The 22220-nt window shown below is 64.7% G+C and carries 19 protein-coding genes; 6 read left to right on the plus strand and 13 right to left on the minus strand.

Annotation, left to right across the window (positions count from 1 at the left end; genetic code table 11):
• Nucleotides 1-103: 103 nt before the first annotated feature.
• Together ACNAOU_RS03525 and ACNAOU_RS03530 are read left to right on the plus strand one after the other, a co-directional pair.
• Entirely contained in the window at nt 104-742 is a 639-nt protein-coding gene (locus ACNAOU_RS03525) for an ArsR/SmtB family transcription factor (RefSeq protein WP_055977153.1), read from the plus strand.
• Nucleotides 735-1427 (plus strand): SRPBCC family protein, encoded by a 693-nt coding sequence (locus ACNAOU_RS03530; protein WP_055976859.1) that lies wholly within the window; start codon nt 735-737, stop codon nt 1425-1427. Before ACNAOU_RS03525 ends, ACNAOU_RS03530 begins: the two co-directional genes overlap by 8 nt.
• Before the next feature lie 40 nt (nt 1428-1467).
• On the opposite strand, the gene ACNAOU_RS03535 is transcribed toward ACNAOU_RS03530, so the two are convergent.
• Nucleotides 1468-2043, minus strand: a complete 576-nt coding sequence (locus ACNAOU_RS03535) for a TetR/AcrR family transcriptional regulator (RefSeq protein WP_231949127.1) — start codon at nt 2041-2043, stop codon at nt 1468-1470.
• A 79-nt stretch (nt 2044-2122) separates the two neighbouring features.
• Here ACNAOU_RS03535 and ACNAOU_RS03540 point away from each other — a divergent pair, with 79 nt between their 5' ends.
• A complete protein-coding gene (locus ACNAOU_RS03540; protein ID WP_018777998.1) occupies nt 2123-2617 on the plus strand; it encodes a DUF4188 domain-containing protein in 495 nt (164 codons plus the stop codon).
• Here ACNAOU_RS03540 and ACNAOU_RS03545 read toward each other — a convergent pair.
• The gene (locus ACNAOU_RS03545; RefSeq protein WP_422758026.1) at nt 2614-4068 is read right to left on the minus strand and encodes a PLP-dependent aminotransferase family protein; all 1455 of its coding nucleotides are present in this window, start codon (nt 4066-4068) and stop codon (nt 2614-2616) included. The two genes, ACNAOU_RS03540 and ACNAOU_RS03545, sit on opposite strands and share 4 nt — an antisense overlap.
• A gap of 61 nt (nt 4069-4129) precedes the next feature.
• On the opposite strand from ACNAOU_RS03545, the gene ACNAOU_RS03550 reads away from it, so the two are divergent.
• A complete protein-coding gene (locus ACNAOU_RS03550; RefSeq protein WP_026267203.1) occupies nt 4130-4759 on the plus strand; it encodes a YczE/YyaS/YitT family protein in 630 nt (209 codons plus the stop codon).
• Nucleotides 4760-4774: 15 nt separating this feature from the next.
• On the opposite strand, the gene ACNAOU_RS03555 is transcribed toward ACNAOU_RS03550, so the two are convergent.
• The 3 genes from ACNAOU_RS03555 to ACNAOU_RS03565 all read right to left on the minus strand — a co-directional run bounded on the left by ACNAOU_RS03555 (nt 4775) and on the right by ACNAOU_RS03565 (nt 8468).
• Complete coding sequence (locus ACNAOU_RS03555; RefSeq protein ID WP_422758027.1) at nt 4775-6034, minus strand: glycoside hydrolase family 26 protein; 1260 nt, start codon at nt 6032-6034, stop codon at nt 4775-4777.
• A gap of 1 nt (nt 6035) precedes the next feature.
• The gene (locus ACNAOU_RS03560) at nt 6036-6473 is read right to left on the minus strand and encodes an STAS domain-containing protein (RefSeq protein ID WP_422758028.1); all 438 of its coding nucleotides are present in this window, start codon (nt 6471-6473) and stop codon (nt 6036-6038) included.
• 90 nt (nt 6474-6563) lie between these two features.
• Complete coding sequence (locus tag ACNAOU_RS03565; RefSeq protein ID WP_110504985.1) at nt 6564-8468, minus strand: glycosyltransferase family 2 protein; 1905 nt, start codon at nt 8466-8468, stop codon at nt 6564-6566.
• A 303-nt stretch (nt 8469-8771) separates the two neighbouring features.
• Between ACNAOU_RS03565 and ACNAOU_RS03570 the strand changes: the two genes are divergently transcribed.
• Nucleotides 8772-10028, plus strand: a complete 1257-nt coding sequence (locus tag ACNAOU_RS03570; RefSeq protein ID WP_064722663.1) for a glycoside hydrolase family 16 protein — start codon at nt 8772-8774, stop codon at nt 10026-10028.
• A gap of 245 nt (nt 10029-10273) precedes the next feature.
• On the opposite strand, the gene ACNAOU_RS03575 is transcribed toward ACNAOU_RS03570, so the two are convergent.
• The 8 genes from ACNAOU_RS03575 to ACNAOU_RS03610 form a co-directional block, all read right to left on the minus strand.
• On the minus strand, nt 10274-11104 hold the full coding sequence (locus ACNAOU_RS03575) for a DNA-formamidopyrimidine glycosylase family protein (protein ID WP_039239694.1): 831 nt from the start codon (nt 11102-11104) through the stop codon (nt 10274-10276).
• Nucleotides 11097-16097: an Lhr family ATP-dependent helicase gene (locus ACNAOU_RS03580; protein ID WP_422758029.1), complete on the minus strand. Its 5001-nt coding sequence runs from the start codon at nt 16095-16097 to the stop codon at nt 11097-11099. The genes ACNAOU_RS03575 and ACNAOU_RS03580 overlap by 8 nt, the downstream gene beginning before the upstream one ends.
• Before the next feature lie 55 nt (nt 16098-16152).
• Nucleotides 16153-16800 carry a DUF4232 domain-containing protein gene (locus ACNAOU_RS03585; RefSeq protein WP_193591151.1) on the minus strand — a complete coding sequence of 216 codons (648 nt, stop codon included), beginning with the start codon at nt 16798-16800 and terminating at the stop codon, nt 16153-16155.
• 103 nt (nt 16801-16903) lie between these two features.
• A complete protein-coding gene (locus tag ACNAOU_RS03590; RefSeq protein WP_018777984.1) occupies nt 16904-17641 on the minus strand; it encodes a YcnI family protein in 738 nt (245 codons plus the stop codon).
• Nucleotides 17642-17766: 125 nt separating this feature from the next.
• Complete coding sequence (locus ACNAOU_RS03595; RefSeq protein WP_422758031.1) at nt 17767-18387, minus strand: hypothetical protein; 621 nt, start codon at nt 18385-18387, stop codon at nt 17767-17769.
• A gap of 61 nt (nt 18388-18448) precedes the next feature.
• Nucleotides 18449-19621, minus strand: coding sequence for a cation:proton antiporter (locus ACNAOU_RS03600; protein ID WP_055976840.1), 1173 nt, complete (start codon nt 19619-19621; stop codon nt 18449-18451).
• Nucleotides 19618-20241 (minus strand): SRPBCC family protein, encoded by a 624-nt coding sequence (locus ACNAOU_RS03605; RefSeq protein WP_422758033.1) that lies wholly within the window; start codon nt 20239-20241, stop codon nt 19618-19620. Before ACNAOU_RS03605 ends, ACNAOU_RS03600 begins: the two co-directional genes overlap by 4 nt.
• Nucleotides 20242-20330: 89 nt before the next feature.
• The gene (locus tag ACNAOU_RS03610) at nt 20331-20822 is read right to left on the minus strand and encodes a hypothetical protein (RefSeq protein WP_422758034.1); all 492 of its coding nucleotides are present in this window, start codon (nt 20820-20822) and stop codon (nt 20331-20333) included.
• A gap of 523 nt (nt 20823-21345) precedes the next feature.
• Here ACNAOU_RS03610 and ACNAOU_RS03615 point away from each other — a divergent pair.
• Complete coding sequence (locus ACNAOU_RS03615) at nt 21346-21999, plus strand: DUF3800 domain-containing protein (RefSeq protein WP_422758035.1); 654 nt, start codon at nt 21346-21348, stop codon at nt 21997-21999.
• The last annotated feature ends 221 nt before the right edge of the window (nt 22000-22220 follow it).

Raw genomic sequence — 22220 nt, forward strand, 5'->3', positions numbered from 1 at the left:
AATTCGTGGCTGAATGCGCGCAGAAGAGGCCCCACAACAGATGCAGCTTCCGAACATAAAAAAGTTCTTGACAATAAAAGTTGTCGGTGGCCATACTGTAAGCATGTTGGACATCGAAGTGATTGAGGACCCGGCGGCGGCAGAAGCTTCGCTGGACCCCATCCGGACGCGGATCCTCCAAGAACTCGTCGAGCCGGCGTCGGCCACGCAACTGGCTGCCAAAGTCGGGCTGCCCCGCCAAAAGGTGAACTACCACCTCAAAGCCCTGGAGCGCCACGGCTTGGTGGAACTGGTGGAGGAGCGGCGCAAGGGCAACGTCACGGAACGGGTCCTGCGCGCAACGGCGGCCTCCTACCTGATCTCGCCCGTTGCCCTGGCTTCCGTCGCACCGGACCCGCGGCGGTTCTCCGACCGCTTCTCGGCGTTCTGGCTGTTGGCGCTCGCCTCCCGCACCGTCCAGGAGATGGGCAAGCTCATCTCCGGTGCGGCCCTGGCAAGGAAAAAGCTGGCCAGCTTCGCCATCGACGGCGAAATCACTTTCCGCTCCGCCGCTGAACGCGCGGCGTTCGCGGAAGAACTTGGGGTGGCGGTAACGCGCCTCGTGGACAAGTACCACGACGGCGGTGCTGCCGCGGTGGCGGGCGGCGGGCGCAAGCACCGGCTCGTCGTCGTCCTCCACCCCGCACTGAAGACCCCCTCGCAAACGGAAAAACCGGCAGATAAGGACCAAAGCAATGACTGACAACCGTAAATTCGAAATCGTGGCGGACACCGAGCTGCCCGGCACGCCCGAACGCGTCTGGAACGCCGTCACTGCCGACACAGCGGCCTGGATGTTCCCCACGGACCAGTGGCCCGCGGAGAAAACGGTGGAGGAGTACCCCACTCATTTGGTGTCGCGGATGGAGGGCCCCGACGGCTGGTTCAACCAGTTGGAACACGTTCTGGAGCCGTTGGAAGGTGGCCGCGCCAAGCTGCACTACGTCCACAGCGGGATTTTCGCCGACAACTGGGATGAGCAGTACGACGGCGCCAGCAAGCACACCCGCTTCTACCTGCACACCCTGGGCCAGTACCTGCAGTACTTCGACGGCAAGCCGGTCACGTTCACGGACATCCAGGCGCCGGCGGCGTCGCAGGTGCCGGATGGTTTCGTGCAGTTGAAGAAGGCCCTGGGAGTCGACGGCACCGCTGCCGGGACTGCTGTTGACCTGGAGCTCGACGGCGTTGGGCGGCTGAGCGGCGAGGTGGACTTCTCTGATGAGAACTTCCTCGGCCTGCGGACGGCGGATGCCATGTACCGGTTCTTCGGCCGCAACGTTTTCGGGGCCCCGGTGGGGATGACCGTGCACGATTTCAGTGGTTCCGGAGATGCGGAGCTGACCGCGAAAACCTGGGGCGCCTTCCTGGAGAAGGTGTACGCGTAGGGTTCCCCTGCCTGGGTGCCTGGGTTCCCCTGTCCGGGGACTAGGGGGCCCAGGCGCGGGCCACCGATTCCAGGGCGGCTTCGTAAATGCCGGCCCAGTCGGTTTCCGGCGCATTCATCCGGGCCAGTTCCAGGCCCACCAGGCCGTGGACCTGGCCCCAGATAGCCATCGCCACCACCGTAGGGTCTCCGGCCCGGAGCCTTCCCGCTTCCTGTGCGGAGGTGACCGCCTCCACCAGGGGAAGCATCGAGTCGGAGGCGACTTCCGGCGTCGGAGTGCATTCAACGTAAGCCGCCAGCGCGCCGCCGAACATCAGCCGATACAGCGCCGGGTGGTCCAGGGCCCAGGTCCGGTAAGCCCGGCCAAGGTCCAGCAGGCCGCCCGGAGCCGCCTGGCGCTGGGATTCGCCAAAGGAGCGGAAGCCGTCGTCGATGGCTGCCTGCAGCAGCTGGGCCTTGCCGCCGAAAAGCGAGTAGATGGCCGAGGTTGACGTTTCCGCTGCCGTGGCGACGTCGCGCAGGGTGACGCGGGCGGGGCCCTCGCGGTCGACGAGTTCGGCCGTGACGGCCAGGAGTCTTTGCTGGACCAGATGGTCATGAACGATGGGTCTTGCCATGCCTTCCATTGTTTCATAACATCGTTTCATAACGTTGTTATGAAACCGGACCTGAGAGTCCACAAAGCGAAGGAATGTCATGGCACAAAAAGTCTTTCCCGGCCGCTTCACCGCGGACATCGGCCGCAGCGACGTCACGGTCTTCCTCATCGGCATGCGGGCCAACAAGTGGTGGAAGATGGGCCAGGTAGCCAAGGTTGCCTCGGCCATGCCCGCCATGATGCAACACCTCGCCACCAACCCTGACGCCGGCCTGCTCGGGAGCGAACAGTGGTTTGGGCGCACCACCATCATCCTGAGCTACTGGGAAAGCCCGGAACACCTGCGGCGGTTCGCGGCGGACCGGGACTCGCCCCACCTTGGGCCCTGGCGGAAGTTCATGAAGGAGATCGCGGGCAGCGGCGACGTTGGCGTTTGGCACGAGACGTACCAGGTTCCCGCGTCCGGCATCGAAGTGGTGTACAACGGCATGCCGCTGTTCGGCCTGGCCAAGGCGACAACGCAGGTTCCCATCGGCCCCGGCACGAACACAGCCAAGCAGCGGATGGGTTCAGCAACCCGCGCGGCCCACTAGGCGACCGCGACGGCGGTGGCTGGCCCGGTCTTGAGCGTGCGGCGGAGCTGGGGTGTTGCGTCGAGCCTGTCCTGGGCGGCGCGGAGCGCACCGACGGCAATCTCCAACTGAGCCGGGGGCAAGGTGTAGGGCACGCGCAGGTAGTGCTCGAACGCGCCTCCCACGCCGAAGCGCGGACCGGCGGCCAGGCGCACTCCGAAGTCAGGTGCCAATACCGTCAGGGCGGTGCTGCATGGACTCGGCAGCCGGCACCAAACAGTCAATCCACCCTTGGGCGTTTCCACCTCCCACTCGGGCAATTGCTGCCCCAGGAGTCGCAACAGTGATTCCCGGTTATGGCGCAGCTCCTCGAGGCGTGCGTCCAGGGGATCGGAGAACGACCTGATCAGGCGCGCCGCCGCCAGTTGCTCAACCACGGGGCCACCCAGATCCATGACGGTACGGGTCGCTATGAATCGGGCAACGAGGTCCTCGTCCGCCCGGATCCAGCCGGTCCGCAGGCCCGCCCAATGCGACTTGCTGAGCGAGCCGATGGAAACCACGGCGGTACTGAAGGCGGACATCGGAGCTGTGCGGACGCCGTCGAGGTTCAACCCGCGCAGCGTCTCATCAACAACCAGCACCGTCCCCGCGGACGCGGCCGCGCGGGCCAGTCGCCGGCGCTGCAGATCGGACATGATGCGCCCGGTCGGGTTGTGGAAGTCCGGAACGAGGTAGGCCATCGCGGGCCGCTGGTGGTTCATCATAGCCACCATGGAGTCGATGTCCCACGCCGGAGAGGTTCCCCCAGGCAAGGCGACCGGGAGGATCCGGCATCCTGCGGCTCGGATGGCATCCAGTGCGTTGGGGTAGCTGGGGTGTTCCACCATGACCCGGTCCTGCTTGCCCGCCAGGGTGCGCAGCACGATGTTCAGCGCATGCTGCGCCCCGGAAGTGACAAGGATCTGGTCAGGGGTGGTGGGCACGCCTTCTGCCGAGTATTTGTCCGCGATCGCCTCGCGAAGGGCCGCTACGCCTATGGCGTCGTAACCGAAGCCCGGCAGGAGCGCCGGCAGCTCGGTGAGTGCTTCCGCGAAGGACCGGTGTACTGCTTCACCCGCCGCGGGCAAGGAGGCGTAGGCCAAGTCGAGGATACCCTCCGGTGCGGCCAGGCCGGGCATGCTCGCCGGCGTCGAGCGGAAGGGGATGCAGGTCCGCCCGCGGCTGCCCTGCCCGGCCGTGAGGAATCCTTGTTCCCGGAGGCTCGCGTACGCGGCCGTCACGGTGGTGCGGCTGACGCCCAGCGACTGGGCCAGCGCCCGCTCGCTGGGCAGCGCGACGTCCAGCGGGATGCGACCGTCCATCACGAGTAAACGCACGACGTCGGCGAGCTCGCGGTAGGCGGGCAGGACGCCGGCGTTCCACTGCCCCAGGAGGCGGAGGAGGGCGGTGGGATTCAGTGAGGGAGCCATAAGACCAGTATTCCAAACTGGCTATGGAATACAAGGCCAGTTTTCTTGGAGGATGGAGAACATGATGACCCGCAGAATCACTCAACTCCTGATCGGCCTGGCAATGTACGGCATTTCCCTGGCCATGTTCATCCGGGCCGGCCTTGGGCTGGACCCTTGGGATGTGTTCCACCAAGGCCTGTCCCAGAAGACCGGCTTCAGCATCGGCGTAGTGGTCATCGCGGTCAGCTTCCTGGTTCTCCTGCTCTGGATCCCGCTCCGGCAGATGCCCGGCATCGGTACCATCGCCAACGCGGTCCTGGTGGGCCTCTTCGCAGACCTTGGACTCTGGCTTATCCCGTCGTTCTCGCACCTCGGCGGGCAGATCGCCATGCTGGCCGGCGCCGTGATCCTCAACGGCATCGCCTCCGCCTGCTACATCGGAGCCCGCTTGGGTCCCGGCGCGCGTGATGGGCTCATGACGGGCCTTGTCCGGCGCACCGGGTGGTCCGTGCGACTGGTCCGCACCGGCATCGAAGTAGTGGTCCTGGCTGTGGGGTTCCTGCTGGGCGGCTCCGTGGGAGTGGGCACCGTGGTCTACGCCCTGGCCATCGGTCCGATCGTGCAGGTCCTGCTGCCGAAGTTCATGGTCCCGGAGCGGCCAAAGGCAACGGCCCCCACGGAAGCCGTGGAGGCCGCAGCCGCTGCGTGAGCCTAGTCCTCCCGCCTAGCGGCACGCCCCCAAGTCCTCGCCGTAGCGCAACCAGTCCGGCAGGTCCCGGGCCAGCGCGTCACGGATGGTGGGCGATCCTGCGCTCCTCCAGTCGACGTCGTCGTTAATCTCGATCTCGTACTTCTTCCACTCGAACCAGTTGATCATTTTCAACTGCGGATACTTTTGGTGGGTTTCGGCGGAGAAGACCTGGCGCCACCATGCCTGCTTGACGTCCACCTCGGAGGCCCCGCTGCGGGCAGGAGTGAAGATCGCTGCGGTCTCCGGGATGGCCACAGGGCGGTTATGGTCCACACCGTATACCTGGTAGAAATCCGGCACGGCACTGTCGTTACCTGCTGTGCCGCTGTACGTGCCCGTGAGCATGGCCAGGAACTTGCCCGGTTCGGCAATGTCGTTGTTGCCCCAAGGCCGCTGGTTACCCCAGTGATAGAGCGAGACGCCCACCCAATCCACGGCGTCATCCCCCGGATAGTAGGGAGCGTAGGTGTCATCGGACATCGTGAGCGTGCCATCGTGGTCGGTGTCCAGCGCGGCAAAGTCCGGGGTGCCCGGACGGGCCGCGAACTGGCCACCCGTGAACGGATAGCCCCCGCCGTAGTTGGGCGCCCACATCATGGAGGTGCCGGGGGCTTGGGAATGAATGGCTGCCGCCACCTTCCGGAACACCTCCACGTAGTGGATCGGCTGCTGGCCCCACGAGTACCAGGAGCCGTTCATCTCATGCGCAAAACGCACGACGACGGGCGTCCCCTGATCGTTGATGGCCCGCAAGTCTGCGGCCAACTTCGCGATCACCTCATCACTCATGGTCGCCAGGCCGCCGTGCGGCTCAAGTGTCAGGAGCAGCGCACCGCCTGTTGCCCGGACCTGGGTGACGGCGTTCGTGGTGTGGGACCACGTCTCGTCGTCGTAGGGGATGTCCGAGAACTGGACCACCACCGCGGGATCATGGCCGAGGTTTGCGCGGTGTTCGGCCAAGGTCTCTGAATCCCAATCCAGGTTGACCCCAAGAAGCACGCCATCTTTGGGAATGATGGATGCCGCATCCGCGGCCCTGCACAGGGACAACGCCTGGACGATGGGGACCACTTCCCTGGAAGCGAACCCCAAACCGGTGGCGGCCAGTGCTGTCACCACGACGGGAACAAGAAGGCTTGCACGCCTCCGTTTGCGGTCAGGATGGCCAGTGAAGGAAGGCGGAGCCGGCTTCTGGCGCGGCGGCCGTGGCGGAGACACTAATGTCCGGGCCATGTCAGCCCCAACCAAGAGTGCGTGGACGTCGGGTGAACAGGTTGAGCCAGGCGAACCTGGACGTGAGGCGGCGGGCACGCACGAGTGTCCGACCACCGTCTACGGCTCCCTCGCGGTTCTCGTAGACACGGGCGACTTGCCCCAGATGGGCCTGGAGGCGGGTGGTTTCGAGCGCCGGGGAGTTACCGAAGAGGCGAAGATCTCCTCCGCGGGCGCGCAGGAAGTGCAGCACCTCCAGAAGACCGACGACGCCGGACGCGCCGATGGTGGTCACTGCGGTCACGTCGAGCAGGACCAGCACGGGCCCGTCGGTTGCTGCCTTGGCTGAGTCCTGCCGGATGGCCTGAACGGTTGCCGCGTTCAAAGCGCCGGTGAGGGTCAGGTCGACGTGCGCCAGTGATGTGGGGATGATGTTGTGGACGCGGGAAAGTGTGGACATGGTGGTCGCTCCTGGCTGGGGGTTGGAACGGCGGTCGTGGGGAAAGGTAGCCGGTCAGCTCTCACTGTGCGGCGTTGTGATGTGCGGTGCTCAGGTGTGTGGCCCTGCGCTGTGCGGGGCTCCAGCGGAATCCGGCCCGAGGACCTCAACGAGTTCCCTGGGGACGGGCATGGGATCCTTCAGGTCATCTCCGGGACCCCGGTACCTTGCGGCACCGATCACCACACTCAAAAGGGCCAGGTCCAAGGCCACCCAGGCAAGGGTGATGAGGGTGGGGTACAGGGGAGCTTCGCCGGTCGCTGCCCTGGCTATCCCTATGCCCGAACACAAAACCAGGACGGCCATGGCCCCGATCTGGAGACGGACGTGCTGGAAACCGCGCCCAGTGGCCTGTTTGCTTTTGGCAGTGACCGAGAACGCCAGGTGTTTGCCCAGAAAGACGGCTGCCGCACCGGAACACGTCGCCGCGATCCACGTGGGGAAAAGAGCAAAGGACCACTGCTGGCCGCGCCAGAGACCCTTGGCTCCGTTGCCCGCCACCTGGAAGAGCAGCTGGCAGGAAATGAAGAACGGCAGGAACAAACAGAAGAAGACCACGGGGCTCGCCGTGAGGGGGTAGGTTCCCGCGACCAGGAAAACCACCGGCGCCGCAATGTAGCTCAAGGCGGCGAAGCCGTTGAGGTAACTGGTCATGGTGCCCAGGTACATGAGGCGCTGTGCCAACGTCAGGCCGCGAAGGAACAGCGGATTGTCTTTGAAGAACACCTGCATGGTGCCGGCTGCCCAGCGGTGGCGCTGCGACAACATGGTGGACACGTCCTCCGGGGCCAGCCCGTGCACCAGCACTTCATGGTGGTAGACGCTTCCCCATCCCATGGCGTGAAGGTGCATGGCGGTTGCCATGTCTTCGGTGATGGTGGTGGTGTCCATCGGGTGGATGGCAAGTGCCTGGTCCGTGTGCGCCACATCCACCGATTCCAGCACCGCATCAAGTTCAGGCACCACATCGTCCATGGCATCGGGGTTCCCCAACGCCGCAGCATGGAAGGAGACGCGGAGTTCGAAGGTGATTTCCGCCAGGACATCGCCCCTGCGGACCTGATGTTCCGCGCGGGTGATCGCCTCCAGCGCCTGCTCAACCACCGGCATGGCCGCCGGATGCCGCCTGCCCAGCTCGCCAAGGAGATCCTGCAACCGGGTGCGACCCCTGCGCAGGGCGCTCCATGTATGTTCGGTGGCGGTCCGGGTGTAACGCGTCAGGCCCAGGGCCATGAGGGCTTCCCTGCGCAGGACAGCATTGGAACCGCAGAAGAACGCCGCATCCCACCCGTCCTTGCCCTGCTGGATAGGTCCATAGAACAGCTCCGCCTGGCTGCCCAGGGGATCACGGTCCGGAACATTCCAAAAGTGCTGCGGCGTCTGGACGAACGCCACCTCTCCGGCATCAAAGTAGCCAAGGACACGGTCCAGGAACCGGGGTTCCGGGACTTGGTCCGCGTCCAGAATGGCCACGAATTCACCGGTGGTCATGGAGAGGGCATTATTGACGTTGCCTGCCTTGGCGAACCGCTGCCGGCCATCCCATTCGGGGCCCCGCCTGATGTATCCGACGCCGATCTGCCGGGCTGCCGTGGCGAAGTCGCTGCGGTCGCCATCGTCCAGGATCCACGTTTCGTGCGGATATTCCATGTCCCTGGCCGCGATGGCCGTCCTGAGGACGAGGTCGAGCGGCTCGTTATAGGTGGCGATGAAAACGTCCACGGTCCTGCCCGGCAGGGCAGGAGGGGGAGGCGGCCGCCGTCGTGCATTCCACATGGTGGCCGCGTACAACGCCGATTCGCCCAGGCTGTACGTTTCCGCCGCAACGAGGGGCAGGGAAATCCACCACGCGTCCCACGCAACGGTGCCCGACCAGCGCCAACTGATGTAGATCAATCCAAAGGAAACCACCAGGACGGCAAGGATCCTTACCAAAATCTGCTTACGAATGCCCATTTTTAGCCTCCGGGTAACTGCTGGGGAAAAGGCAAAGGCACGTCAGTCTGTCCGGACGCCGCTAGGCGAAAGTTGGGAAGACACGGCTGACGCGCCTGGAGCATGCATCGTCGATGCTCAGAGGAAGGAAATACGTTGCGAACGGAATTTACCTGTCCTTATCCCACTCTCGCCCGCTCACATTTCGTCGCCGTTACGGACTTGATAAGTAATTTCGCGCGGAATATTTCCTCGCAGTGACGTTTTGCGTGTCGCTACAAAAAGCCTTGCGTGCGTGGCGAAAAGACGGTCAGAGTGGCAACCATGAAGCGAAGACTCATGCCTTTGGTGATGGTCATCGTCGGACTGGCCGTCTCAGCGACACTCATCGCTCCTGAACCGCCGGCGCTGGCAGCGGCCGGCATGCCGGCCCCCGGGGCGTTGGTGTGGAGCGATGAATTCAACGGACCCGCCGGAACAGCGCCCGACTCCGCCAAATGGGTCCACGACACCGGGGGATCGGGGTGGGGTAACGGCGAACTTCAGTACTACACCGCCAGCACGCGGAACGCCGCCGCCGACGGGCAAGGCAACCTTGCCATTACCGCGCGGCGGGAAAACCCGGCCGGTTATCAGTGCCATTACGGGGCATGTCAGTACACCTCCGCGCGCCTCTTGACGGCGGGGAAGTTCAGCCGCACCCAGGGCCGGTTCGAAGCCCGGCTCAAACTGCCCAAAGGACAAGGAATGTGGCCCGCGTTCTGGATGTTGGGTGACAACGTTTTCACTGATGGCTGGCCCAACAGCGGCGAGCTCGACGTCATGGAAAACGTCGGCAAGGAACCCGGGACAACGTGGGGAAGCATCCACGGTCCCGGGTATTCAGGTGCAAACGCCGCCAACGCCAGCTACACCTTGCCGCACGGTGCCGCGTTGGGGGACGCTTTCCACACGTTCACCGTGGATTGGGCGGCGGATTCAATCACTTGGTACATCGACGGGATCCTGTACTCACACAAGACCAAGGCCAACACACCCGGGCCATGGGTGTTCGACCACAACTTTTTCCTGCTGCTGAACCTGGCCGTGGGTGGTTATTGGCCCGGAGCGCCGGATTCAGGCACCACTTTTCCGCAGTCGCTCCTGGTCGACTACGTCCGTGTGTACGAGCTCGCTGCGGCTCCGTCAGCGGCTCCCGCCAGTGCCAGGATCCAGGGCTACGCGGGCAAATGCATCGATGTTGCCGGACGCCAGGCCACCGACGGTGCCCAGCTGCAACTGTGGGACTGTGAGGCGGCTGCCTCCGAACAATGGACGTTCGCTTCCAACGGCACGGTGCAGTCGTTGGGCAAATGCATGGACGTGGCCTGGGGTTCCACCAGTAACGGCGCTCGCGTCCAGCTGGCCACGTGCAACGGAAACGCCGCGCAGCAGTTCGTGCTGAACTCTGCCGGAGATCTGGTGAACCCCCAGGCGAACAAATGCGTGGACGTAGCCGACTGGTCGTGGTCGAATGGTTCACGCCTGCAGTTATGGGATTGCGCCGGGTCCGCCAACCAGAAATGGTGGCGGACGGTGTAGAAAACGTCCGACGGCGACGCGCAGCCAGCGCGGATCCGACGACTATTGCTGGGGCGGCTGGGGAGCTTCCTGGAGTAGTCGGCGCGGTTTGCATGGGGCGCGGCGCCGTCGCGGCGGTTGCCGCTGTGCCCGGCCGGGACGAATCTGACGTCTCCGGCCGGGCCACGGTTTCACGGCCAGGTGTCCGGGAAGTGGGCTGGCAAGAGCCGGTCTCCAGGGACTTGGTCTCCAGGGATCCGGGGCTTCTAGGGAGCGGGTTGGCAGCGCGGGCAGAAGTAGATGTCGCGTTCTTCGGTTCCGTCCGGTCCTGCCAGCAGGCCACGGCGGATCGTGGCGCCGCATCGCCTGCAGGGTTGGCGTTCCCGGCCGTAAACCCAGTAGCCGGGACGCAGGGCTCGTGGGCCCAAAGTGGTCCGGCGGCCAGGTCCAAGGTTTTCGCCCAGGAGGCGTTTGGCGTCGGTGACGGTCTTGGCCAGATCCGGGACTTCTCCGACAGGCAGGGCCGGGTGGATGCCCGAAAGGTAGCATGCCTCGCAGCGGTAAATGTTGCCGATCCCTGCCAGTTTCCGTTGGTCCAACAAGGCGAAGCCGACCGTAACGTCCGGCTCGGCCTTCAGCCTGCGCAGTGCTTCTTCCTCGTCCCAGTCCGGCCCCAGGAGGTCGGGTCCGAGGTGTCCCACGATCTTGTCTTCCTCGGCGGTGGGCACGACTTCCAGGATGCCCAGGGAGAACCCGACCGCGTCGGCAGTCGCCGTGCGAAGGACGCAACGTGCCGTGTGGCCCGGCTTGGTCCATCGACCACCCGGCGGATAAATCATCCAGTTACCCTCCATTTTGAGGTGGGAGTGGATGGTCAGTGCCCGGGGTTTCCTGCTGGCACCGGGCTCGTCATCAACGGGGCCGGTCAAGCGCATGAGCAGGTGCTTGCCCCTGGGGACCACTTCGGTCATGGTCCAGCCAGTCAGGTTGAGGGTGGCGAAACGGGGCACGCGGAAGTCGGAAGCTGTGATGACTTGGCCCGCCAAGGCCTCGTTGAGCCGGTTGGCGGCCCGCCAAATGGAATCGCCTTCAGGCACGGATCCGTAGTCCCTTCGGAGTGGAGTAGGCCCCGGCGGACGCCAAAGCAGCGGCAATCGGGGTGTCCAGGAGGTCGTGGCCGTTGACCTTCTCCATGAAGAGCTTGTCTACGGCTCCGCGACGCACCACATCAACCAGCGCCTGGGCGGCAACAGCCAACACGGGCTCTTCCTGGTTGAAGGTGAGCAGCGTCTTGCCGCCGCGTTCGACGTAAAGGACCAGGGCGCCGTCGACCATGACCACCAGCGCCCCCGCCTTGCGTCCGGGCCGGTGGCCGGACCCGGCGTCGACGGACAGGGCCGGCCAAGGGAGCGCTGCACCGTACGGGTTCGCGGGATCGGTTGCGGCCAGTGCAAGGGCGACCGGCTCCGCCTTGGAGATGCGGGCGTCTTCAGTGAATGACCTCAGCCGGTCCACCGTCGCGGGGACGGCGAACTGGGCCGCTCCGAGGTGCTCGATGAAGTAACCGCGGCGGCACCGCCCGGCTTCTTCGAGCCGTGCAAGAACTTTGTACATGAGGCCGAAGCCGCCGATGATGTTCTCCGCCATGACCGAACCGCGGGTCACCACACCGTACCTGTCCAGCAGCAGCTCAGCGGTGCCCCGGGCATGGATGGTGGGGTCCAGTTCGGGCGCAGGCAACGCCGACCACCGGCCCACAGCCGAGGGTGGTGCCGGTGCAACGCCGCCGCTAACCGAGCCGTAGCGTCCGCCGGTGAGACCGGGCGAGCCCAGCAGTCCGGTCCCGTGCGAGCGGCCAAGCCTGCTCATCCGCGGAGTCCTCGCCCTGGGGGCCTTGGCAACTTGCCGGTGGGCTGTCTTGCCGCCGGAGATCATGGCCCGCACGGGGGCGAAGGTGTCTCCGGTGACGCGGCCGGCCCACACCAGGTCCCACAGGGCCGTCACGACGGCGTCGTCGCTGAGTACTGCGTCCATGCCGCCTGCCACTTCGGTAAGTTGCCGGAAGAAGTAGCCGCCTCCGGCGCTGAAGTGTTCCAGGAGCCGCTGCTGTGCGTCGCCCGGTTCAAAGTCAGGTGCGGGGTTGAGGGTCAGTTCTGCGGAATCGGCCACGTGCAGGCTGATCCAGCCGTCGTTTCCTGGCAGCGACCCGGCCCCGGACCAGAGGAGTTCCCCGGCCGCCATCAGTTCATCGAGCATGGCCGGTTTGTAGTCAGCCACGCGGCTCGCCAGCACCAGCGGTTCCCAGGCGGACGCGGGGATGGGTACTCCGGAGAGCTGGTCCACGGCCGTGATGATGCCGTCGAGTCCGCGCAGCGCCTGGCTGCGGGACTTTCCGGGGGTGGTCACGTTCTGCCATGCAGGAAGGAACCGTCCGTAGGCTGCTGTGTCCACGGGTTCCACTTCGGCCCGCAGCGCGGCGAGGGAACGACGCCGGAGCTTCCTGAGGACCTCGGCATCGCACCACTCGCTGGAGGGCGGTGCGTCAAGGGTCATCAGTTCCGGTTCAACGGCTTCGGTGGGCTGCTCCGCCACAGCGTGCGGCCGGAACTCGCCTTCCACCACGCGGCCATCCCCGGCCAGGCGTTTCAGGGCGGTATTGACGACAGCGACGCCCAGCCCCAGCCTCGACGCTGCCTCCGCGGCAGTGAAGGGCCCATGGGTGCGGGCGTAGCGGGAAACGAGATCGCCCAGGGGATCGCTGACCGGTTCGATGAAGGCCAGCGGAACGCCCATGGGCAGCGGGACACCGATGGCGTCGCGGAGCCGGGCCGCGTCCTCCACCGCAGCAAAGCGTTCGACGCCGCCGATTGTCACCTTGAGTGCGCGGTTGGCTTTCTGCAGCGCAGCAAGGTGGGATTCGGCGTCGAACACTGTGCCGTGGGGAGCGGCCGGAGGTGTTTCCTCAACGTGGTCCGGATCGTCCGGGTCCAACGGATGGTCCAGCGGCTGGTCCAGCGTGGCCGGTTGCAGTGAAGCCTCCGGCTGTTCCATCCCTTGCAGCCGCTCGGCCACCTCGTCGATGCTGAGTGGGCCGAGGAGTCGCAGCAGGTCGGCGACTCCTTCCATCCCACGGACCCGGCGGTCCGGTGCAAGCCGTTGCAGCTCCATTTCGGTTGCGTCGATGACCGCGGCATCCAGGAGTTCGCGCAGTTCCACGCGGCCCAGGAGTTCGTTGAGCAGCGTCGAGTCCAGTGCCAGGGCGGCAGCCCGCCGCTCTGCCAAGGGGGAGTCGCCCTCGTAGAGGAACTGGGCTACGTATCCGAACAGGAGTGACTTTGCGAAAGGCGAGGGCTGCTGGGTGGTGGTTTCCACGATCCGTAGTTCGCGGCGCTCCACGGATGCTGCGATGTCTTTCAGCGCGGGCAGATCGTAAACATCCTGCAGGCATTCCCGCACCGTTTCGAGCACGATGGGGAAAGAGGGGTACTTCCGGGCGACATCCAGCAACTGGGCCGAGCGCTGCCGTTGCTGCCACAGGGGTTGACGCTTTGCGGGATTCTGCCGGGGGAGGAGCAGGGCCCTGGCGGCGCACTCGCGGAATCGTGAGGCGAACAGTGCGCTGCCACCGACCTCTGCCGTGACAATCTGTTCAAGTTCTTCGGGGTCGAAGAGGAACAGCTCAGCTCCGGGTGGTTCGTCCTCCATCATGGGCACGCGGAGGACAATCCCGTCGTCAGCGGCCATGGCCGAGCCGTCCAGGCCGTAGCGTTGCTGCAGGCGTTGTCCGACGGCGAGGGCCCACGGGGCGTGGACCGGCATGCCGAAGGGACTGTGCAGGACCACCCGCCAGTCTCCGAGTTCATCGTGGAAACGCTCCACCACCAGGGTCCGGTCACTGGGAACGATTTCCGTGGCTTCCTTTTGTTCCCGGAGGTATTGCAGCAGGTTGCTGGCGGCAAAGGCATCCAGGCCGCTGGCTTGGCAGCGTTCCATGGCGGGGGCATCATCGGCAGCCGAGAGTTCCCGGATGAAGGCGCCCAGTGCTTTGCCCAAATCAACAGGACGGCCCAGGGAATCACCCTTCCAGAAAGGAAGCTTCCCGGGCTGGCCGAAAGCGGGGGAGACCAGCACGCGATCGTGGGTGATGTCCTCGATCTTCCAACTGGTGGCACCGAGGGCGAAAACATCGCCTACCCGGGACTCGTACACCATCTCTTCGTCGAGCTCGCCGACGCGGCGTCCGCCCTTCGCTGCGCGGGCAGAGGCCGTGGGTTCACTGCCGTCCGCACTGGCCGGGGAGGACGAGCCCTCAACTTCTGTGCCGATGATGTAGACGCCAAAGAGGCCACGGTCCGGGATGGTACCGCCGGAGGTTACCGCCAGGCGTTGGGCGCCGGGCCGGCCTTCGATGGTTCCTGCGTGCCGATCCCAGATGATGCGTGGCCGGAGCTCAGCAAATTCGTCCGAGGGGTAGCGGCCTGCCAACAGGTCCAAGGTGGCCTCGAACGCTGAGCGTGGAAGGCTGGCGAACGGCGCCGAACGACGCACCGTGCTGAACCACTCGTCGACGTCGATGCTTCCCAATGCCGTGGCTGCGACCGTCTGCTGGGCCAGGATGTCCAAAGGATTGGTAGGTATGCTCAGCCGCTCGATCTGGCCACTGAGCATCCGCTCGACGGTGACGCTGGTGTGCAGGAGGTCAGCCCGGTGCTTGGGGAACAACACGCCTTCGGAGATCTCGCCCACCTGGTGGCCGGCACGTCCCACGCGCTGCAGTCCGCTGGCCACCGACGGCGGCGATTCCACCTGGATCACGAGGTCCACGGCACCCATGTCGATGCCCAGTTCCAAGGAGGACGTGGCAACGACGCAACGCAGCCTGCCCGACTTGAGGTCGTCCTCGATCATGGCGCGCTGGTCCTTGGAAACCGAGCCGTGGTGGGCGCGGGCGAGGACAGGATCCGCGCCGGTGGTACTGCCTGCCTGGGCCATCATGTGCGCGGGGGTTGACGTGGAGGCCGGAACGGCAGGGTTGGGCTCGCCCGCCTTCGACTCGTGGGCCGCCCATTCCCCACCTCCCACTGCCATCAACTGGCGTTCGGCATAGATCTCATTCAAGCGGGCCGTCAGGCGTTCCGAAAGGCGTCGGGAGTTCGCAAAGACAATGGTGGATTGCTTGGACAAAACCAGATCCACGATCTGTTCCTCCACATGCGGCCAGATCGACGCCTGCGGTTGAAGCCCTGACGCCGGGCCGGAATCGAACGCTCCGGCAGCACCCTGCAGGTCCGACATGTCCTCCACAGGCACAGTGACCGTGAGGTTCCAGTTCTTCTTTGACGGCGGAGCGACGATTTCGACGGGAGCCTGGCCGGCCAGGAACTGGGCCACCAACTCGCGGGGCTGGACCGTGGCAGAGAGCCCGATGCGCTGCGCGGGCTTGGGAAGCAACGCATCCAGGCGCTCAAGGGAGACAGCGAGGTGTGCCCCACGCTTGGTACCCGCGACGGCGTGCACTTCGTCAATGATGATGGTGTCCACTTCGCTGAGCGTCTCCCGGGCACGAGACGTCAGCATGAGGAACAGGGATTCCGGGGTGGTGATGAGGATGTCCGGAGGGTTGGTCAGCAGCGTGCGGCGATCCGCCGCCGTCGTATCTCCGGAGCGAACGCCCACCGTCACCAGTGGTGCCGGCAATCCCAAGCGCTTGGCGGTCTGCGTGATGCCGATCAGCGGTGACCGGAGGTTTCGTTCGACGTCGACACCCAGCGCCTTGAGCGGCGAGATATAGAGGACGCGGGTTTTGGTTTTCGGACGCTTGGCCCGCCCCTTGCCGTTCGCCGGCACGCTCTCCAGCCCGGGGAGCGTGTCAGTGGGAGTTGCGTGGAGTCTGTCCAGGGCCCACAGGAAGGCGGCGAGCGTTTTACCGGATCCGGTGGGCGCTACGACCAAGGCATGCGAACCCGAAGAGATGGCATTCCAGGCGCCGTCCTGCGCAGGCGTGGGCTCGGAAAAAGCGCCGAGGAACCATTCCCTGGTTGCCTGGCTGAAACGGCTGATGGCGCCAACGGACGTCTGCGGCTCCTGCATTCATCCATCATGCCCCACGGCTCCGACAGAATAAGCCGGAACCGTGGGGGAGCGGTCAAACAGCCTGGAAGGCAGTGACTGTCAGCAGCTTGATGCCGGCGTTGCTGCACGCATCGTGCTGTTCGGCGACAAACAGCGAGGCAGTGTCATTCGGCGGGTAGATGCGCAGCCCGGCCGCAGGAACCTTGGTGCAGTCGCCGTAGTTGCCCGCCTGCGTGTAGCGGATTTCCGCCCACGCCGACTTGCCCGGAGCCAGCTCGATCTTGGTCACCGGGGTAGTGGTTTCGCGGGTCGCCGGTTCGCCGATCGGTTCGCCATTGGCGTCCGCCGTCAGGGATACCCCGGCGAAGCCCTCAACAATGCACGGAGCCGTTCCCGAGTTCGTCAGGATCAGCTTCTCGTAGACGCTGCCGGCTGCTCCGCCGCCAGTGGCATCGGTGGCCGCAGTCAGGCTTGCGGCCTTGCACTGTCCAACGGCTGCAGGAGGCGCGGACGTGGTGGTCGGGGTGGGAGACTGCGAAGGCGTCGTGGAGGCCGTCGCGGAGGGGGAGGCCGACGTCGACGATGCCGAGGGAGTGGAAGAACTTGGCGGGGCACTGCTTGATTCCGCCGGGCTGGGGCTTGGCCCGCAAGCCGCAAGAAGCAGCAGCGAGGCGGCCGCCGTCGTCGTCACAAGACCGGTTTTGATGCGCTGAGTCCACATGGGCACCAGCCTTGCTTCGGCGGTGGCGCTAGTCAATTCAGCCACGGGTTACAGGGCAGATTGGCGCCCGGATCGTGATCTTCCGGGCGCCACCTGCACTGATTTACTTGGTGTCTGCCTTCACTGCGGCGGGCTTGGCCGATCGGCTGCGGAAGAACGCCGCGCCACCGAGTCCGAGGCCCGCGATGCCTGCGATCAGGCCGGCCCAGCTCCGGGCCTGTGAACCGTCGTCGGTTACCGAGGACGCCTGCTCGGTGGACACGCTGGCGGCAGCGTGGTGGTCTCCCGCAGCGTCCGCCGGGGTGATGGCGATGGCCGGAGCAGGCGACTTCAGGTCATCCTCGCTCTGGCCGTCCTTGGGAATCTCGATCCAGTCCGTTTTTCCCGTTTCGCACGTCTGGAACGTGGGGAAGTAGATGGTCTTGCCGGCAGCGTCAGGCAGCTTCACCGAGAGGACCAGGGCATCGCGCATGTGCGGATCCAGTGGCGCCTTGGCCGTGTACACGATCTGGCTGGTGCGCTTGGTGATGGACGTGCCGTCGTCCAGCTTCTTGGGCTCGGCGAGGTTTTCCGTCACCTTCTCCACGTTCCAGTTCGGGTTGACGGTGGGGGTTGCATCGGTCAGTTCCTCGGGGAGGCTGATGGCAATTTTGGTGGTGCCGGACGTGCCGCAGCCGTGGGGAACGCTGAACGTCAACAGAGCGTAGGAGTTTGCCGCGGTCTTGTTGGGGTCGACACCGACGTGGGCCGACGCCCCTGCGATACCGGCCATCATCAGGGCAGCGGTTCCACCGGCAACGGCGGTAGCGGACAGGGTACGGCGAAGCGAGGACTTCTTCATGGGGTTGCCTTTCGGGTGCGCCAAGTGAGGGGGCGCTGGGGTACGGGTTTGGGAGCCCGTCACCGTGCAAAGGCGTTTGCTGGCTTTGCAGCATTGGTGCTTTGCAGCTTGGGTGCCGGGCGGAACTAGCTAAGGACGACGACGGCGGGCGGGCCGCGGCGGCTGTCTTGCCTTAGGTTCCGCCAGGGGCGGGGGATGAAAACGTCAGGTGCGCCTACTGCGACAGGAGACGCACCGGCGTCGGGCCTGAACAGCAGCGTGGGCAGGGCAACCAGCGGTCGGAGCCACGCGGCCAGCTGCCAGAGCGCATCCTCGCCCTTGGACAGGACCAGGGCAGACCCCAGGGTAGCCGCGACGTGCGCCATCAGCATCAGGACGCCCACGGTGGAACCAAGCTCGTGGGTATGTTCTGTCACCGTTTGCAGGGCAGGGTTCAGTGATTCGTTGCCGAGGTGGTGGGCTGTTCCTGGTGCGTCGGCAGCAACGGGCCCGAGGGCAGTGAAAGCCTCATGGAGTGCGAGTTGTCCTGCGCCAAGCAGCGCTGCCATGGTGACGGCGTTCAGGCGGAACCGGGTGGCCAGCGTGGTGGCCAGCGCCGTCAGCGCGAGCAAGGCCAGGAGCACCGGGGCCATCGGCAGCAATCCGCCGCCAATGACGTGGGCTCCGGCAGCCAAGCCAAGGATGACCAGCGCGATCGCGCCGGACCGCAAGGCGTGGAAGGGTGCCCGGGGCTGTGAAGTGCGCACGGGTCCTCCCTTTCTTCTTGCTTGTGTTGGCTTGTCGGCGTGGACGGCAACGGCTTCGATTCTATCGGGAGTTCGGTGCCGGTCTGGTCCCGGATGGGTTCGCTGCCGCGTCTTGGGCGGCGGCTGCCGTCCGCCCCGCGATTGCACTGGCCGCAATGGTGATGAGCGCGCCCAAAAGCATCGCCGCGCCCTCGCCCGGTTGAAGAAGGTGCGACTGTGCGCCGATGGTCACGGCCGCCACGGGCACGCCGAGTTGGGATGCGGAGAGGACGGCCAGCGGCAGAGGCTGTCCAAGGAGCCGCATGGCGGCGTGAACCAAAAGGGTGCCCGCGCCAAGGCAGAGGCCCAGGAGAATCATTTGGGGGTTCGATCCGAGGTCGTTCAGGTTCAAGGACGCGCCAAGCCATACGAAGAAGACGGGTCCCAGGAAACCGTCACTCACTGCGAAAAGCTGATGGGCAAGCCGCCGGGGTTCACCCACGGCTGCCACGACAAGGCCAAAGGAGAAGCCGGCCAGCATCACGGACACGTGCCCAAAAACGGCCAGACCTGCCAAGGCAAACAACAAGGTCAACTGAATTCGTAGCTCCAGCGCGAACTTTCTGTCTTCGGAAACGTCGTGCAGGCGGCCGCGTGTGCCGCGGCGTTCCAAGGCGCGGAGGATGACGTACAGGAGCAGCGCGCTGACCGCTACCGCGGCGGCGCCCAGAGCTGCGCGGCCCGCGTTGGGCGGATCGACCGCCAGGGGGAGTGCCACGATGCAGGCTATGTCGGCTATCGCCACCTGGGCGGTCATGGTCAGTACCTTCGGTCCGCGCAGTCCCAAGGAATCGACGATCGGCAGCACCAAGGCGGCCGAAGACGACGCCAGCAACACGATGTACACGGGCGCATGGCCGGTTCCGAAAACGGCAGCAATCCCCAAACCCGTCACGACGGCCAGTAGTGCCGCGGCCCCCGCTCTGGTCGCGCCGCCGCCCACGGCAGCCCTGATCGCTTTGTCCCGTATAGGAACGTGCGTGCCGGCAACGAACATGATCAGCGCGAAGCCGACATCGGCCATCAACGTAAACGCAGGGTCCCCGGGGTCCACTGCTTGCAGGCCTGTCCGGCCAATGACGATGCCCGCCAGCAGTTGGCCCAGGACAACAGGCAAATGCCATTTCCGTGGCAACGCCAGCAGCGGCCCCAAGAGGGCCGCTGCCGAGATCAGGGCGAGCTGAAAGAATGTCAACTTCTTTGCCCGGGCGTTGCTTTGCGCCGCGGAGTGAAGGTCGGACCCGGCGGTGCCGGTACGCGGGCCGGATCGGCTGTGGACCTACGACGGCGGAGCTCGAGTTTCAAGCTTTCCTCACCTCGCGCCATGGCCCAGTGATGGTTCGCGGAGAAGGCCGGTTTGAGGAGCCAGCTCAGTCTGCGTAGTAGCGGTTTGGCTGTGCTGACCCGCCAGTCGTAGGTGATGACAACTTCGGGGCCGTCGGTTTCGAACGTCCAGCGGCCGGTTCCATTCAGGTCGCCCTTGGCTGTGAGTGCGAAGCCGTCAAGGGTGACCGGTTCAGTGATGGTGAGCCGCCACCGCAAGGTGTAGGGGAGCCTTCCCTTGGTGTGGAGGTCGAAGGAAGCACCCACGCCGTCGGGGCCTCCTCGGGCTACCGGTGTGACAGTGAGGTAGACCGATGGCCACCACTCCGTGAGGGTTCCGGCGTCGCCGAGGACGTCCACGACTTCCTCACGTGTGCCGGCCACTCGCCACACGGTGACGAACTCGTAGTCCGTGCTTTTGCCTTTTTGCTGTGATGACCTGGCCATTGCCGCCTCCACGGTCCGTGAGGTTCCGAGGGTGCCATGCGGCATCCGGCCTAAATCTACTCCTGGCCGCGGCGAAGGGTTAGATCCCGGCTCTTTGCCTTCGCGAAAGTCCCGAAACCTCGCCCCTCGACGCGCTATTTGCCGGTTTTCAGCAGTTGGTCCATGTCGAAGAGGGCTTCAAGGAGGCCCGCGGTCTCGGTCAGAGGCTGATCGGATCGGCCACCGCAGTTTTCAACTGACTTGGAGTAGCGTTCCCCGCCGCTGTCCCGGATGGTGATTTTCGATCCCGTGCCTCCCGTGCAACCGGGTTTGGGTTCGCTGATCTTGGCGGCACGGGAGGGCAGGGTTTTTGCCGAGTCCAAGACCTGGGTCCACGTATCGGCTGGCATGACACTGGTTTCCTGGCCCAGCACGTCGCCATATGAGTCCACGGTGATGGATGCCTCGTTTTTCGAAGCTTTGATCACGTAGCTGCGGTGGTACTGGGGCGGGACGGAGCTGTCGCGGAAGCTGTACTCGACAGTCGTGGTGCCGGCATCCAACTGAAGAGGAGCGGAGCCGGCGCAGGATGTGGCCATTCCCGCACAGAAGACCGCCAATGCGGCCAACACCATGCGTCGACGCATGTGGATTCCCCTCTTTGGATGGCGGCAGTGGCCTCACGCGGACGTGGATAAGCAGCGCCGGGATGTTGGCTAGGAGCCTCAGAGCAGTACGGACAGACAAGTACTCGAATGTATGTTGCGTATTCGGCTCAATTTAGGACCGGGCAGAAGCTGAAAGATGCTAGGTCAGCAACTTATTTCCGAAGCGGCCGACTCATGGATGACCGCCCTGCTCGAAAAATACGCCACAAAGGCGCTGAAGATCCATTAAATCCCCGGTTTTCCAAGGGTTCTCATCTGCGGTGACGATGGGATTTGAAAACCTCTTTCTACACTTTCTCCGGCAAACCTCACCCCCCAGATTCCGCAGGTTCTTATCAGCCGCGATCACACAAGTTCAACGCATATGTGGGCACAGCGTGTGCAGGTCGCCGTCCGTCCTCTGACGGGTGGCTGTTTAGTAACTTCGTTTTGCTTTCTATAGGATCGGCCCATGATCCTTGCATTTTTAGACGAATCCGCTCGGGGCGGTGAGCTTTACTAAATGGGCGCACTGATGGTGGGCGCTGCTGAAGCAAGAAAGCTTGAGAAGAGCTTAGACGAGATTGTTGCGGACGTTGCCGCTGCTGTCCCGGGTTTTGATCCTGCCACGGAGCTTCATGGGTACGAAGTCTTCCACCAGAAGGAGGGTTGGGACGGCATTCCCGTGTGGCTCACCGTGCAGGTTTGTAAGCAAGTAGCCAAAGCTATACACGACTCCGGCGCGAAATTCGTATTCCGTGGAATCGATGTCCAGAAGCTCAGCGATAGGTACACAAATCCGCATCCAGCCCATGCCCTCGCACTCTCGCACGCACTCGAGTCCGTCCAGCATGTCCTCAACCTTGACCACACTGACGAAAGTGTCCTGGTGCTTGCCGATGAGCACCACACGGCACCGGATAGCAGGACCAGGTTTCGGGGTATGAGGGCCGCAGCTCAGCGAGGATTTACGAGCATTGCCTTGAAGGACCTCATAGACACCATCTATTTCGGCCCGTCGAACCACAGCCGGCTTCTCCAGGCTGCGGACATGGCCACGTTTTTGACCAACCGCTCAGTCACCATCACGGAGAAGCACCCGGCTGCCAAGAAGGCCATGCAGGACATCAAGGGGAACCTCGACAAAGCAACGAGGTGGAGCTACGTCTGGCCGTGACCTAACAGAAGTGCCAGCTTAAAACGCGAAACCCCGTGCTCACGCAGCGGAGTTTCGGTTTATGCGGGAGACGTTTCCGCGTCCTGCGTTAATCATAGTAGCAATCATGGACGGTGCGCGCAAGGACCTCTTGAGGGGTGTCGTGCGGGCGTATAGACCTGCACACCTAACTCTGGATTTGACCGCCGAGGCTCTCCTGGACATCTTTGCCCCCGAACTCG

This window comes from Paenarthrobacter sp. C1 (genome assembly GCF_049315185.1).
GTDB lineage: Bacteria > Actinomycetota > Actinomycetes > Actinomycetales > Micrococcaceae > Arthrobacter > Arthrobacter nicotinovorans.